The organism is Micromonospora sp. NPDC051196 (assembly GCF_040682415.1).
Lineage (GTDB): Bacteria > Actinomycetota > Actinomycetes > Mycobacteriales > Micromonosporaceae > Micromonospora.
Map to the genome: position 1 here is coordinate 73890 of NZ_JBFBAY010000004.1, position 12768 is coordinate 86657.

General features: G+C 70.8%; 11 protein-coding genes. 3 read left to right on the top strand and 8 right to left on the bottom strand.

The window, feature by feature from the left end:
• Positions 1–89: 89 nt before the first annotated feature.
• Positions 90–2426 (bottom strand): endopeptidase La, encoded by a 2337-nt coding sequence (gene lon / locus AB0M35_RS10815; protein ID WP_363743963.1) that lies wholly within the window; start codon positions 2424–2426, stop codon positions 90–92.
• Positions 2427–2691: 265 nt separating this feature from the next.
• On the opposite strand from lon, the gene AB0M35_RS10820 reads away from it, so the two are divergent.
• Positions 2692–3039, top strand: coding sequence for an Lsr2 family protein (locus AB0M35_RS10820; RefSeq protein ID WP_363743965.1), 348 nt, complete (start codon positions 2692–2694; stop codon positions 3037–3039).
• A gap of 185 nt (positions 3040–3224) precedes the next feature.
• On the opposite strand, the gene AB0M35_RS10825 is transcribed toward AB0M35_RS10820, so the two are convergent.
• Both AB0M35_RS10825 and AB0M35_RS10830 read right to left on the bottom strand, forming a co-directional pair.
• Complete coding sequence (locus AB0M35_RS10825) at positions 3225–4481, bottom strand: hypothetical protein (RefSeq protein ID WP_363743967.1); 1257 nt, start codon at positions 4479–4481, stop codon at positions 3225–3227.
• Positions 4482–4756: 275 nt separating this feature from the next.
• Entirely contained in the window at positions 4757–5617 is an 861-nt protein-coding gene (locus AB0M35_RS10830; RefSeq protein WP_363743969.1) for a hypothetical protein, read from the bottom strand.
• Positions 5618–5909: 292 nt separating this feature from the next.
• On the opposite strand from AB0M35_RS10830, the gene AB0M35_RS10835 reads away from it, so the two are divergent.
• Entirely contained in the window at positions 5910–6461 is a 552-nt protein-coding gene (locus tag AB0M35_RS10835) for a hypothetical protein (RefSeq protein ID WP_363744483.1), read from the top strand.
• Between the two features lie 140 nt (positions 6462–6601).
• Positions 6602–6982 (top strand): FKBP-type peptidyl-prolyl cis-trans isomerase, encoded by a 381-nt coding sequence (locus AB0M35_RS10840; protein ID WP_363743970.1) that lies wholly within the window; start codon positions 6602–6604, stop codon positions 6980–6982.
• Positions 6983–7055: 73 nt separating this feature from the next.
• Here AB0M35_RS10840 and AB0M35_RS10845 read toward each other — a convergent pair whose 3' ends face one another.
• The 5 genes from AB0M35_RS10845 to pdhA all read right to left on the bottom strand — a co-directional run bounded on the left by AB0M35_RS10845 (position 7056) and on the right by pdhA (position 12699).
• On the bottom strand, positions 7056–7409 hold the full coding sequence (locus tag AB0M35_RS10845; RefSeq protein ID WP_363743972.1) for an STAS domain-containing protein: 354 nt from the start codon (positions 7407–7409) through the stop codon (positions 7056–7058).
• A 197-nt stretch (positions 7410–7606) separates the two neighbouring features.
• Entirely contained in the window at positions 7607–8866 is a 1260-nt protein-coding gene (locus tag AB0M35_RS10850) for an Ig-like domain-containing protein (protein WP_363743974.1), read from the bottom strand.
• A gap of 271 nt (positions 8867–9137) precedes the next feature.
• A complete protein-coding gene (locus AB0M35_RS10855; RefSeq protein ID WP_363743976.1) occupies positions 9138–10520 on the bottom strand; it encodes a dihydrolipoamide acetyltransferase family protein in 1383 nt (460 codons plus the stop codon).
• A complete protein-coding gene (locus AB0M35_RS10860) occupies positions 10517–11533 on the bottom strand; it encodes an alpha-ketoacid dehydrogenase subunit beta (RefSeq protein WP_363743977.1) in 1017 nt (338 codons plus the stop codon). The genes AB0M35_RS10855 and AB0M35_RS10860 overlap by 4 nt, the downstream gene beginning before the upstream one ends.
• On the bottom strand, positions 11533–12699 hold the full coding sequence (pdhA, locus tag AB0M35_RS10865) for a pyruvate dehydrogenase (acetyl-transferring) E1 component subunit alpha (RefSeq protein WP_363743979.1): 1167 nt from the start codon (positions 12697–12699) through the stop codon (positions 11533–11535). The genes AB0M35_RS10860 and pdhA overlap by 1 nt, the downstream gene beginning before the upstream one ends.
• Positions 12700–12768: the final 69 nt, after the last annotated feature.

Here is a 12768-nt window from a genome sequence, read left to right on the forward strand (position 1 = left end):
CGATGGACGGCGCCCAGCTGCCGGATGTGTTTGTTAAGAGGGGGCCCCTGCTCTACCGGAGGCGTTAACAAGGGGCCCCTCCTTGCACCTCAGGCGGCGGTGAGGCGCTGGTCGCCCAGCGACGCCGGGTCGATCTCGGCCGGGCGCAGCGCCAGGGCGAGCACGTCGGCGACGTCGGTCAGGGTGTGCACGGTCAGCGCCTCGCGTACCTCGGTGGGCAGGTCGTCGAGGTCCGGCTCGTTGCGGGCCGGGATGATCACCTCGGTCAGGCCGGCCCGGTGCGCGGCGAGCAGCTTCTGCTTCACCCCGCCGATGGGCAGCACCCGGCCGGAGAGCGTCACCTCGCCGGTCATCCCGAACTCGGGGCGTACCGGTCGGCCACTGGCCAGCGACGCCAGGGCGGTGACCATGGTGATGCCCGCGCTGGGGCCGTCCTTGGGCACCGCACCCGCCGGTACGTGCAGGTGGATCCGCCGCCCGGCCAGGGCGTTGGGGTCCAGGCCGAGCCGGCGGCCGTTGGCCCGCAGGTAGGAGAGGGCGATGTGCGCCGACTCCTTCATCACGTCACCGAGTTGACCGGTGAGGGTCAGTCCCGGCTCACCCTCCATGCTGGTCGCCTCGATGAACAGCACGTCTCCCCCGGCGCCGGTGACCGCCAGGCCGGTGGCCACGCCCGGCACCGCCGTACGCTCCGCGGACTCCGGCGTGTGCTTCGGTCGGCCGAGATAGCGGACCAGGTCGTCGGCACCGACGCGGACCGGGGTCGGGTCGTCGGTGAGGGCCACCGCTACCTTGCGCATGATCTTGGCCAGGGCACGCTCCAGCTGCCGTACGCCGGCCTCCCGGGTGTACTCCCCCGCGATGCGGCCCAGCGCCGAGGAGTCCACGTCGATCTCGTCGGCGGTCAGCCCGGCCCGTTCCCGCTGCCGAGGCAGCAGGTGGTCACGGGCGATGGCGACCTTCTCGTCCTCGGTGTAGCCGTCCAGGGTGACCAGTTCCATCCGGTCCAGCAGCGGGCCGGGAATGCTCTCCACCACGTTGGCGGTGGCCAGGAACAGCACGTCGGACAGGTCGAGATCGACCTCCAGGTAGTGGTCCCGGAAGGTGTGGTTCTGGGCCGGGTCGAGCACCTCCAGCAGGGCGGCGGCCGGATCGCCCGCGTACCCTGCGGAGAGCTTGTCGACCTCGTCGAGCAGCACCACCGGGTTCATCGAGCCCGCCTCACGCAGCGCCCGGACGATCCGGCCGGGCAACGCGCCCACATAGGTGCGCCGGTGACCGCGGATCTCCGCCTCGTCGCGGACGCCGCCGAGGGAGACCCGGACGAACTTACGGCCGAGCGCCCTGGCCACCGACTCGCCGAGGCTGGTCTTGCCGACACCGGGCGGACCGGCCAGGGCCAGCACCGCACCGGAGCCGCGACCGCCGACCACGCCGAGGTCACGCTCGGCCCGCCGGTTGCGCACCGCCAGATACTCCAGAATGCGATCCTTCACATCGGACAGACCGGCATGGTCGGCGTCCAGCACGGCCCGCGCCGCGGTCAGGTCGGTGTTGTCAGCGGTACGCGTGCTCCACGGCATCTCCAGCACCGTGTCGAGCCAGGTACGGATCCAGCCCGCCTCCGGTGAGGCGTCGCTGGCCCGCTCCAGCTTGCCGACCTCACGCAACGCCGCCTCGCGTACCTTCTCGGGCAGTTCGGCGGTCTCGACGCGGGCCCGGTAGTCGGCCGAGCCCTCCGGGGCGTCCTCGCCGAGTTCCTTGCGGATCGCGGCGAGCTGCTGGCGCAGCAGGAACTCCCGCTGCGTCTTCTCCAACTCCTCGCGCACCTCGGAGTTGATCTGCTCGGTGACCTCCTGCTCGGCCAGGTGGTCCTTCACCCAGCCGACGAGCAGTTCCAGCCGTGCGGTGACGTCCGGCGCGGCCAGCAGTTCGGTCTTCTGCGCCAGGCTGAGCCACGGCGCGTAGCCGGCCGAGTCGGCCAGTTCGGAGAGGTCGGTCATCCGCTCCACCGCGTCGATGACCTGCCATGCGCCGCGCTGCTGGAGCACGGAGGTGACCAGGGCGCGATACTCGCGGGCCAGTTCCCGGGCCTTGCCGGCCGGGGCGGGTTCGTCGATCTCGGACGCCTCGACCCAGAGCGCGGCACCGGGACCGGGTACCCCGGAGCCGATGCGGGCCCGGGCGATGCCACGGATCACGGCGGCCGGCTCGCCGCTGGGCAGCCGGCCGACTTTCTCGATGGTGGCGATCGCGCCGACGGATCCGTACTCGCCGTCCAGGCGCGGCACGGCGAGCAGCTTGTGGTCGCCGGTGGCACGGGCCGCGTCGACCGCGGCCTGGGTGGTCGGGTCGAGGGTCACCGGGATGACCATGCCGGGCAGCAGTACGGCGTCGGTCAGTGGAAGTACCGGAAGAGTTGCCATCGAACACCTGCTATCCCATTGAGTTGAGCGTGTCAGGCTCAAGTCGCGAGAGACGCTCATTGTTCCTCGATGTGACTCAGGACACGCCACAACGGGGAGCCGACCGGAGCGGGCGCCGGCACCACTACTGGAGGCAAGGCCACCTAATCGGGATTTCGTTGGCCTGCAAAACGCGCCGAGCAACAAGGCGCGCTTTTGTTGCGCAATTGGCTGCGCATACGTCAAACTTTGACCACACCCCGCCAGACACAAGGAGTAATCAACGATGGCGAGAAAAGTAATCACGGTGCTGACTGACGACCTTGACGGCGGAAAAGCCGACCGGACGGTCGAGTTCAGCCTGGATGGCGTGGCATACACCATCGATGTCTCCGACGAGAACGCGGGAGTCCTGCGCAAGGCGCTGGACCCCTTTATCAATGCCGGGCGCAGGCTCGGCCGCAGTGGTGGCGACGCCGGCCGTAGCGTTCGCCGCGCCACTGGCCCGGCGACTCCCGGAATGAACCGTGAGCAGAACCGCGCCATCCGCGAATGGGCGGTCAGCAACGGATACAAGATTTCCGAGCGGGGTCGCATCCCCGTCGAGGTGGTCGAGGCGTACAAGAACCGCTGAACAGCGCCCGCACGCGGGCCCGAGCGTCATCGGTGGCCGTACGGCGCCGAATGGTCCGGGCCCACCGCGACTGCACCCTCCCCGCTCCCGCGGCAACTCGCCGCGTGCGACTTTCAACCACCAGGGCCGCCCCGGAGGAGTTCTCCCGGGCGGCCCTGGTGGTTTGTCGAGTCAGCTGGAGGACATCAGTTGACCTGGATCCGGACCGCGTCGAACGCGGGGGTCTGGTTCGCCCGCTCCGACATCGGGATGCGGTGCGAGCCGTCACCGGCCCAGACCGCGCACTGCGCGGTACCCGACTCCGGCAGGCCCGGAATCTGGATGACCACACTGTCCGGCTGGCGACCGCCGCCACCGTCCTCGGTGGCGACGAAGAAGGCGGGCACCGGTTCCGGCGCGGGCGCCTCGTTCGTGTTGTTCAGCATCCGGCACGCGGTGTGGAAGTGACCACGGGTCAGCCCCTCGCCGTTGAGCAGCGAACTCTCCAGGTAGTAGCCACCCTGCCCGGCCGGCAGGAAGCGGTCCCGGACCAGGTTGCGGGTGCTCACCCGGATGGCGAAGCCCTGGTTGCGGTTGATCTGCTGAGGGAACTCGGTGATCAGCAGTGACGGGTTGTTGGCTGCGGAGCCGACCTCACCGAAGGCGGTGCTGATGCAGCGGTTGCCGTTCTGGAAGCCGTCGTGCGGCTGCAACCGGCTGTTGTTGCAGTTGTTCGCCAGCACGTCGAGGCCGTTGCCGTTGTTCGGGTTGCCTCCGTTGTTCCCACCGTTGTTGCCACCACCGTTGTTGGGATTACCGCCCCCGTTATTTCCACCGTTGTTGTTGACCGGCCGCACCCGGCAGTTGGCGAGATCGGCCAGGCCGCGCGGCCGAGGGCCGAACCGGTCGATGGCGATGGTGATCCGGTCGAGCGTGGCACGGCGCTTGCTGGCCAGCGGGCCCAGGATGGAGTTGTTGATGAAGCCCTGGCCCTTGTCGCCCTCGGCGGCGAGTCGTTGGTCGGCCTCGGTGATCTGAGTTTGCAGCAGGCCCAGGTTACGGTCCACCTCGGAACGGGCCCGGTCTGGCACCTGAGGCAGCCGGCTGACCACGTCCGGGCAGGCCACGGCCAGCGCACCGGTGGCTCCGCCGCCGCTGCGGGTCTCCTGGCACTCGGCCAGGGTCTGCTGTCCGTCACCCCAGTGGTTGGTCACCCAACGGCCGTTCTGGAAGGTACGAGTGGTGGTGGCACCACGAGCGGGCGGCGCGGTGGCGCCCGGGCTCGGCGCCACGCACTCGGCCGCCACCGGACGGGGCTGCTTGTTCGGCCGTCGGTCACCGGCCGATGAGATCTGGGTCACGGCGACGACACCGCCGAATACGGCGAGCGTGGCGCCGACGGCCAGCAGTCGCTTCGTCCGCGTGTTACCGGATGGTCGGCGCGACCGGGGGGACCTGCGCATCGAATTGCTCTCCTTCTCGATCCGGTACCTGATTCGTGACTCGACGGACCGAACGGAATCGTGGTGGCACGCCCGGCGGACATCCGAACGCGCCGATGGCACGTCGACTAACGACGATGCCCTTTCCGCACCGTCTCCCGCGCCTGTCGGTGCGGCTCGGGGAGATCCTGTCCATTCCCGGTGAGGTACGGACCCGCCGCGACGGGGGTTCAAAGTCAGCTGACTTTTTTTCAGCTGTCGTACGCCGGATCAGTGGACGTGTCGACCGGCAGGCGTCAGGCCTGGCAGAGATGGTCGTAGGCGAAGTGCTCGGCGAGTTCGTCGCGCCGCTCCCGCAGTTGCCGAATGTCATCGATCAGTTCCGCACGATCAACCAATACCGGAATGCCGGTATCCAGCCGGCGCAGCCGGTCACCGACCGCGAGCACGGCCAGATCCTCGGCGAACCGGGCGGGATCGATTCCGTAGGAGAGGCGGTGGGCCTCCAGCGACACCCGTTCCACAAGGCATTCGCCGGGGCGTACCTCGACCCAGGCCCAGCCTTCGGCCGGGCCGGCCGTCCAACGCACGTGCAGTCCACGCAGGATCGGGTCGGCCAACCGCCGGGCCACGTACGCCTCGACCGCGTCGGCCCGGGCGAGGGCACCGAGGTCGTTCACCGCACCGGTCCGGCCGTCGGGCAGCCGGCCGACGATGTCGCGGAACCCGACGGCGGCCTCGTCGGCCCCGGCGGCACCCTCGGCGTACCGACGGGCGTCAAGCAGGTAGGTGACGATGCCCGGCCCGTGCTCGGCCGCGTTCAGCGTGGTCGAGACGATCTGCAGGACGGGCAGGCCCACCGCCGCGGTGACCGCCGCGGTGGCCCGCTCGGATCGGCGGGCGGCCGCATCGGTCGGCGGCGGCCGGAACTCGACGGCGAACTCGACGTGGTCACTGTCCCCGGCACAGACCACAAGGTCGAGAAGGGCCCGGCTGGCGATGTTCCATTGGTGTGCGGTCAGGCCGGGCGGGCGACGCCGGACCAGGTCACCGAGGCGCAGGCCGGCATGCACCCGCTGCCCGGCGCGGACCAGCACGTCACCGCGCCCGGTCCCGGCTGGGACAGTCGCCAGCCAGGAGTCGTCGTCACCGGTCATCGTCGTATCCACCCAATCCTGCCGCCGACCGCCCGAGTCTAGGACGGCGATCATGTCGGCCCGCTCCCCCGGGTGGGCCGTCCCCACGCCGAGGCACCCGTGCTGCCGGCTGGCCGACTCGCCCGTCGTCCCCGGTTGAGCGGCGTCAGGTCCCGACGGACCGGGACCTTGGTCCCGCCCGGTCATGGCCTGGTCGGCCCTGCACACCACCTACCCGGCGGGCGTCCAATGGAGATGCCACCGGGAGAGCGGTGCGAAGCAGAGAAGGGACGTGGACACGATGACCGCGATGATGGAGCGGAACACCGCCACCGCCAAGACCCCGGGGGCCGAGACCATCCGGGAGCACACCGCCCGCCAGCGCGCCACCCGTTACCTGCTCGGCGGACTCCGCCTGGCGCTGGGCTGGATCTTCCTCTGGGCCTTCCTGGACAAGCTGTTCGGTCTGGGCTTCGCCACCGAGGCGAAGAGCGCCTGGATCAACGGTGGCAGCCCCACCAAGGGCTTCCTGACCTTCGGCGCCACCGGCCCGTTCCAGGGGTTCTACAACGGCATCGCCGGCGCCGCCTGGGCGGACTGGTTGTTCATGATCGGCCTGGCGGCCATCGGTGCGGCACTGATGCTCGGTATCGGGGTGCGCGTCGCCGCCGCAGCCGGTGGTCTGCTGCTGGTGCTGATGTGGACCGCCGCGCTACCGCCCGCCAACAACCCGTTCATGGACGACCACCTGATCTACGCCGGTGTCCTGGCCCTGCTCGCGGTCACCAACGCCGGTGACACCTGGGGTCTGGGTCGCACCTGGGCCCGGCTGCCGATCGTCCAGCGGTTCGGCTGGCTCCGCTGACCCGATTCACCTCCCCCGCGCGGCGGGCGTCACCACCGGTGACGCCCGCCGCTTCCCGTACCCGCAGCCAGGGGGTGGGGGCGTGCCGTAGCATCCGGCAGGATTGTGCTGACTGAAACCGACTTCACAGGAGAATTCGCATGAACCAGGCAGCGAGCAAGCCCGAGATCGGTCCGATCGAGGGAGCCCCGCCGGCCGACCTCGTGATCGAGGACATCACCGTCGGCGAGGGCCCGGAGGCCCAGCCTGGCCAGGTGGCCCGGGTCCACTACGTCGGGGTCTCCCACTCCACGGGTGCCGAGTTCGACGCGTCCTGGAATCGCGGCGATGCGTTCGAGTTCCCGCTCGGTGGTGGGCGGGTCATCTCCGGGTGGGACCAGGGTGTGGTGGGGATGCGGGTCGGCGGTCGGCGCAAGCTGACCATCCCGCCGCACCTCGGCTACGGCAGCCGGGGCGCCGGCGGCGTCATCAAGCCCAACGAGACCCTGGTCTTCGTGGTCGATCTGCTCGGCCTGCGCTGACCAGCAGCGCGCCCGGCGCCGGCCCCGTGCCCGGGCGCCGGGCGCCTCGCCGACAGGTCGGCCGCCGCCCCCGTCACACCGCCGCGAGCACCCGTCCGCAGGGAGCGTCCTCGATGATCGGCACGATCCGGCGCAGGCCGGTGGCCCGGAGCACCCGGTCCACCACCGGCGGCGGGTCGACCAGCACCAGCTCGCCGCCCTGAGCGCGCACCCAGAGCCGCGCCGCGACCAACGCACGCACCCCGGCCGCAGAGAGCAGCCGGACCTCGGAGAGATCCACTCGCAGCTCTCGACGCGCCGGTGCCGCCCAGAGCGCGGCCCGGAACGCCCCGACAGTGGCAATGTCGACCACACCCACCACGCGGACGCACACCACGTCGCCCGACACCGTGGTCTCGACGTGGAACCGCTCCTCGCGCTCTCGCATAGGTCGAACCTATCCGGCGGCACCGACACTTCCACCCTGCGCGGAGATGGTTCCGGGTAGATCCAGGGCATGAACCGCAGACCCCCTGGGTCCACCCTAGGGAGGATCCCCCGCGACGGGGTCGTACGCCCGTTCCCGGCGACCCGAACGGCGTCCGGGCCGGCCCGTGACAGGCCGGCCCGGCGCGTACGGTCCGGTCAGCCGCCGCTGGCCGACGGTGCCGGCTCCGGCGAGCCGCCGGCCACCGCGCCCGGATCCGGCGCCTGGGTCGGCGTGGGTTGCAGCCCGGCCGGTACCGGCAGCGCGCTGCCCTTGGCGAACTGCTCCCAGCTGACGTTCCAGGCGGTCCAGCCGTTGCCCTCGTCGAGTTCGACCTCGGTGCCCTTCACGGTCACCAGATCCCCGACCTGGGTGACGCCCATCAGCCAGTCGGCGTTGGCCGCCGACAGGTTCGTGCAGCCGTGCGACACATTGGTGTAGCCCTGGTCGCCCTCCGACCAGGGGGCGCCGTGGATGAACTCACCCCCCCAGGTGAGCCGCTGCGCGTCCTCCACATCGACGACGTACGGGTCGGCCGAGCCCCGCGTGTCGAACGTGGTGAAGTCGTGCTTCTCCATGATCACCATCTTGCCGCTGGAGGTCGGCGTGCTCGGCTTGCCGAGACTGACCGGCAGCTTGCGCAGCAGCTTCCCGTCCTGGAAGACCGACATCCGCTTGGTCGCACTGTCAATCTCCAACTGGACCTGCCGGCCGATCTTCGAGGTGGCCCGCTTGTCCGTGTCGCCGACGTGCTGCTTGCCGATGGGCAGGCCCTCCAGCGCCGAGCGGACGCTGATCGTCGTACCCGGGCGCCAGAAGTCGGGCGCCCGGTAGTAGACCTGACTTCCGTCGGACACCCAGGACCAGGCGCCCGGCTGCGGTGGATCCGTCTTCACGAACAATCGGCGTTGCACATCCGCCCTCGCCTCTTTCGGAATTGGCGGGTCGAACGCCACGGTTACCGGCATCGCGGTACCGTACGTCCGATTACCGGCGAAATACAGCACGCTGGTGATGGCCGGCTTCGACGATTTAGGTTGCGTCGTGAATGTGGTCTTGCGCGTAATCGTGTCCCCCGAGTCGCCGGTCACGGTCACCTCTGCGGTGTAGGTCCGCTTCGGCGCCAACGGCTTGCTCGGCACCCAGCCGGTGCCGTCCTCGCGTGGTTCCGCCTCGACCGCGCCGCCCTTGTCGTCGGTGATGCGGACGGCGGTGACCCGGCCGTGCTTGACGTCGGTGCCGATCTCGCCGCTGATCGGCACGTCACGGGTACCTTCGGCCGGTGTGACGGTCACCTCCGGTTTGGCCCGCGCCTCGGCCTGCTGACCGGGCCTGCGGTCACTGGTGCATGCCCCCAACGCCAACGGTGCCGCTGCGACGGTCACCGCGAACAGCGTCAGTCGCCGCCTCAACATCATGATCGTCCCCCCGTTTATCACTCCGCCCTCTGCCACATTCTCTCTGCCGGACACCGACGATTTCGCAATTCTGGAAAGAGCGGCGAAAAGCGCACCCCGGACGCTTTTACGAATTCCACGCCATGACGGGCCCCGGATACCGCACAGCGCAGCAACGGGCGGTGCTGCGGCGAATGTCCCGACCTGTGCCGCCGGAGCCACTGTCCGGGGCCGGAAAGCCGAACGCGCCCGGCGTCCCTACCAGGGAGCCGGGCGCGTGGTCGCGACCACCTCAGACGGCGGCGATGAGCAACTCCGGCCGCTCGACACAGTCGGCAACGTGCCGCAGGAAGCCGCCGGCCACCCCGCCGTCGCAGACCCGATGGTCGAACGTGAGGCTGAGCTGGGTGACCTTGCGAACCGCGAGTTGACCGTCGAGCACCCACGGCTTGTCAACGATGCGGCCCACGCCGAGCAACGCCGCCTCCGGGTGATTGATGATCGGCGTGGAGCCGTCGACGCCGAACACGCCGTAGTTGTTCAGCGTGAAGGTGCCTCCGGTGAGCCGGGCCGGTGGCAACTCACCCGCGCGGGCCGCCTTCGTGGTGGCGGCCAACTCGGCGGCCAGTTCCACGGTGGTGAGCCGGTCGGCGTCGCGCAACACCGGGACCAGCAGACCACGGTCGGTCTGGGCGGCGATGCCCAGATGCACCCCGGCGGACTGCACGATCCGCTGTCCCTCGGTGTCGACCCGGGCGTTGAGCTGCGGATAGCGACGCAATCCGGACAGGCAGATGCGGGCGAGCAGGGCCAGGATGCTCACCGGCTGATCGGGGTGGGCGGCGTTGATCGCGGCCCGGGTCGCCAGCAGGGCGGTGGCGTCGGCGTCCACCCAGATGGTCACCTCAGGGATCTCCCGGCGGCTGCGGGAGAGCTTGTCGGCGATCACCTTGCGGATACCGGTCAGCGGGATGACCACGTCCCCCGCGTCGGTCGGTGCCAGCCCGACGTGCGCCGCCGGCAGCTCGGCGCTGCCGGTGACCGGGGCGGCCGAGGTCGCGGCATCGGCCGCCGCCTCCACATCGGCCCGCCGGACCACGCCTCCAGGTCCGCTGCCGCGCACGGTGGCCAGGTCCACCCCACGCTCGCGGGCCAGCCGACGCACGATCGGCGAGATGACCAGGGCCATGGCCGGCTGCGGCTTCGCGGGCGCCGCCACCGGCGCCGGGGCGGCCACCGCTGCGGCGGCCGGAGCCACCGCCGCGGCCGGACGGGCCGGCGTCACGGAGGCGTGCGCCACGGGCCGGGCCCGGCGACGACGGCGCGCCCCGCCGTGCCCGGTGCCGTAGCCGATGAGCACGTTGCCGGAGCCGGCCCGTTCCTCCTCCCGGTAGACGGCGTGTCCCGCCGGTTCGGATCCGGCGGACCCGCCGTCGGCCGCCGCCACGGTGATCAGCGGCTGGCCGACCGGCCGCACCTCACCCTCCGCGCCGTGCAGGGCCACGACCCGGCCGGCGTACGGGCAGGGCACGTCCACGACGGCCTTGGCGGTCTCGACCTCGACCACGGTCTGGTCGATGGTGACCACGTCGCCGACCGCGACCCGCCACTGCACGATCTCCGCCTCGGTGAGTCCTTCCCCGAGGTCAGGTAGGAGGAAGACCTGCTCGCTCATGCCGGCACCTCGTCGGCCAGCCAGCGCGAGTCCGGCTGGTCGTCCCACTGCAACCGGGCCACGGCGTCGAGCACCCGATCGACCGAGGGCAGATGGGTGTGCTCCAGCATCGGCGCGGGGTACGGGATGTCCAGCCCGGCCACCCGCAGCACCGGAGCGTGCAGGGCGTGGAAGCAGCGCTCCTGCACCCGGGCGGCGATCTCCGCGCCCACCCCGGCGAAGCCCTGCGCCTCCTGCACCACCACGCACCGGCCGGTACGGCGTACCGAGGCGACGACCGTGGCGTCGTCGAACGGCACGATGGTGCGTACGTCGACCACCTCCAGGTCCCAGCCCTCCTCCCGGGCAGCCTCGGCGGCCTCCAGCGCGACGGGGACCGCCGGACCGTACGCGACCAGGGTGGCGTCGCGGCCGGGCCGGCGGACGACCGCCCGACCGAAGGGCTCGGTACGCGCCGACAGGTCAGCGTCGCCGCTGGCGAAGTAGAGCTTCTTCGGCTCCATGAAGACCACCGGGTCCGGGTCGTCGATCGCCTCGCGCAGCAGCGAGTACGCGTCGGCGACCGTCGCCGGGGTGACCACCTTCAGACCCGGGGTGTGCGCGTAGTACGCCTCAGAGGAGTCGCAGTGGTGCTCGACGCCACCGATGCCCCCGGCGTACGGCACCCGGATCACCATCGGCACGCTGAGCGCGCCACGGGTGCGGTTGCGCAGCTTCGCCACGTGCGAGGCGATCTGCTCGAAGGCCGGGTACGCGAACGCGTCGAACTGCATCTCGACCACCGGACGCAGCCCGGACATGGCCAGCCCGACGGCGAATCCGACGATGCCGGCCTCGGCCAGCGGGGTGTCGAAGCAGCGCTTGTCACCGAAGCGGGCCTGCAACCCGTCGGTGATCCGGAAGACCCCGCCCAACTGCCCGACGTCCTCGCCGAACACGACGACCCGCTCGTCGTCGAGCATCGCGTCGGCGAGGGCGGCGTTGAGGGCCTTCGCCATGGTCATGGTGGCCATCAGGCGTCCTCCTCCTGCGTTGCGGCCAACTCGGCGCGTACCTGTTCACGCTGCTCCACCAGTTGCGGGGTGGGCTGCGCGTAGACGTGCTCGAAGAGGCTGAGCGGGTCGACCGTGGGCTTGGTGTTCATCCGCTCCCGCAGCCCTGCCGCGTACGCCTCGGCTTCTTCGGCGATCTCGGCGACGGCCGCGTCGTCGAGCACCTCGCGGGCGCGCAGGTAGCTCTCCAACCGGGCGATCGGGTCACGGTCGCGCCACGCCTCGACCTCCTCGGCATCGCGGTAGCGGGTCTGGTCGTCGGCGTTGGTGTGCGGCTCCATCCGGTAGGTGTGCGCCTCCACCAGGTACGGCCCCTTGCCGGCGCGGGCGTGGGCGACGGCCCGGTTGAGCACGGCCAACACCGCGACCGGGTCGTTGCCGTCGACCTGCTCGCTGGGTACGCCGTAGCCGACGCCCTTGTAGGCCAGCGACGGGGCGGCGGTCTGCCGGGACAGCGGGACGCTGATCGCGTACCGGTTGTTCTGCACGAAGAAGACCACCGGTGCCTTGAACACGGCGGCGAAGTTGACGCCCTCGTGGAAGTCGCCCTCGCTGGTGGCGCCGTCACCGATGTAGACGAACGCGACGGTGTCGCGTCCCTGGTACGACTCGCCGTAGGCCAGGCCGGCGGCGTGCACGCACTGGGTCGCCAGCGGGGTGCACTGCGGGGCGGTACGCACCGCGGTGGGGTCGTACCCGCAGTGCCAGTCGCCACGCAGCAGGGTGAGCACCTCGACCGGATCGATACCGCGGGCGGTCAGCGCCATCGACTCGCGGTAGGTGGGGAACACCCAGTCGTCATCACGCAGCGCGAGGACGCCGCCGACCTGACACGCCTCCTGGCCTCGGGAGGACGGGTAGACGGCCAGCCGACCCTGCTTGGTCAGCGCGGTGGCCTGCGCGTCGAAGCGACGGCCGACCACCATCCGCCGGTACATCTCGCGCAGCGCCTCGACGGGCGGCTCGGGGTAGTCGGGGCGGGACGGCAGCGCGGTGCCGTCGGAGTTCAGCAACCGGACCGGTTCGGCCTGCGGCATCAGGCCGGCGGACGGGTCCGGTGCGGCCGGGGTGGCCGGCCGGCGCTTTCGCGGGGATGCCCTGCGCGCCGCCTGGGGGGTCGTGGTCACGGCGAACCTCCTGGACGTGTGGTGGCCCTATGCTCCTTTGGTTGGATGATTGACTCAAGATGCCTGGTG

What these genes read in the sequence shown, in the direction of transcription:
- lon (WP_363743963.1), bottom strand. Translation starts at nt 2,426, where the DNA reads ATGGCAACTCTTCCGGTACTTCCACTGACCGACGCCGTACTGCTGCCC.
- AB0M35_RS10820 (WP_363743965.1), top strand. Translation starts at nt 2,692, where the DNA reads ATGGCGAGAAAAGTAATCACGGTGCTGACTGACGACCTTGACGGCGGA.
- AB0M35_RS10825 (WP_363743967.1), bottom strand. Translation starts at nt 4,481, where the DNA reads ATGCGCAGGTCCCCCCGGTCGCGCCGACCATCCGGTAACACGCGGACG.
- AB0M35_RS10830 (WP_363743969.1), bottom strand. Translation starts at nt 5,617, where the DNA reads ATGACCGGTGACGACGACTCCTGGCTGGCGACTGTCCCAGCCGGGACC.
- AB0M35_RS10835 (WP_363744483.1), top strand. Translation starts at nt 5,910, where the DNA reads ATGGAGCGGAACACCGCCACCGCCAAGACCCCGGGGGCCGAGACCATC.
- AB0M35_RS10840 (WP_363743970.1), top strand. Translation starts at nt 6,602, where the DNA reads ATGAACCAGGCAGCGAGCAAGCCCGAGATCGGTCCGATCGAGGGAGCC.
- AB0M35_RS10845 (WP_363743972.1), bottom strand. Translation starts at nt 7,409, where the DNA reads ATGCGAGAGCGCGAGGAGCGGTTCCACGTCGAGACCACGGTGTCGGGC.
- AB0M35_RS10850 (WP_363743974.1), bottom strand. Translation starts at nt 8,866, where the DNA reads ATGATGTTGAGGCGGCGACTGACGCTGTTCGCGGTGACCGTCGCAGCG.
- AB0M35_RS10855 (WP_363743976.1), bottom strand. Translation starts at nt 10,520, where the DNA reads ATGAGCGAGCAGGTCTTCCTCCTACCTGACCTCGGGGAAGGACTCACC.
- AB0M35_RS10860 (WP_363743977.1), bottom strand. Translation starts at nt 11,533, where the DNA reads ATGGCCACCATGACCATGGCGAAGGCCCTCAACGCCGCCCTCGCCGAC.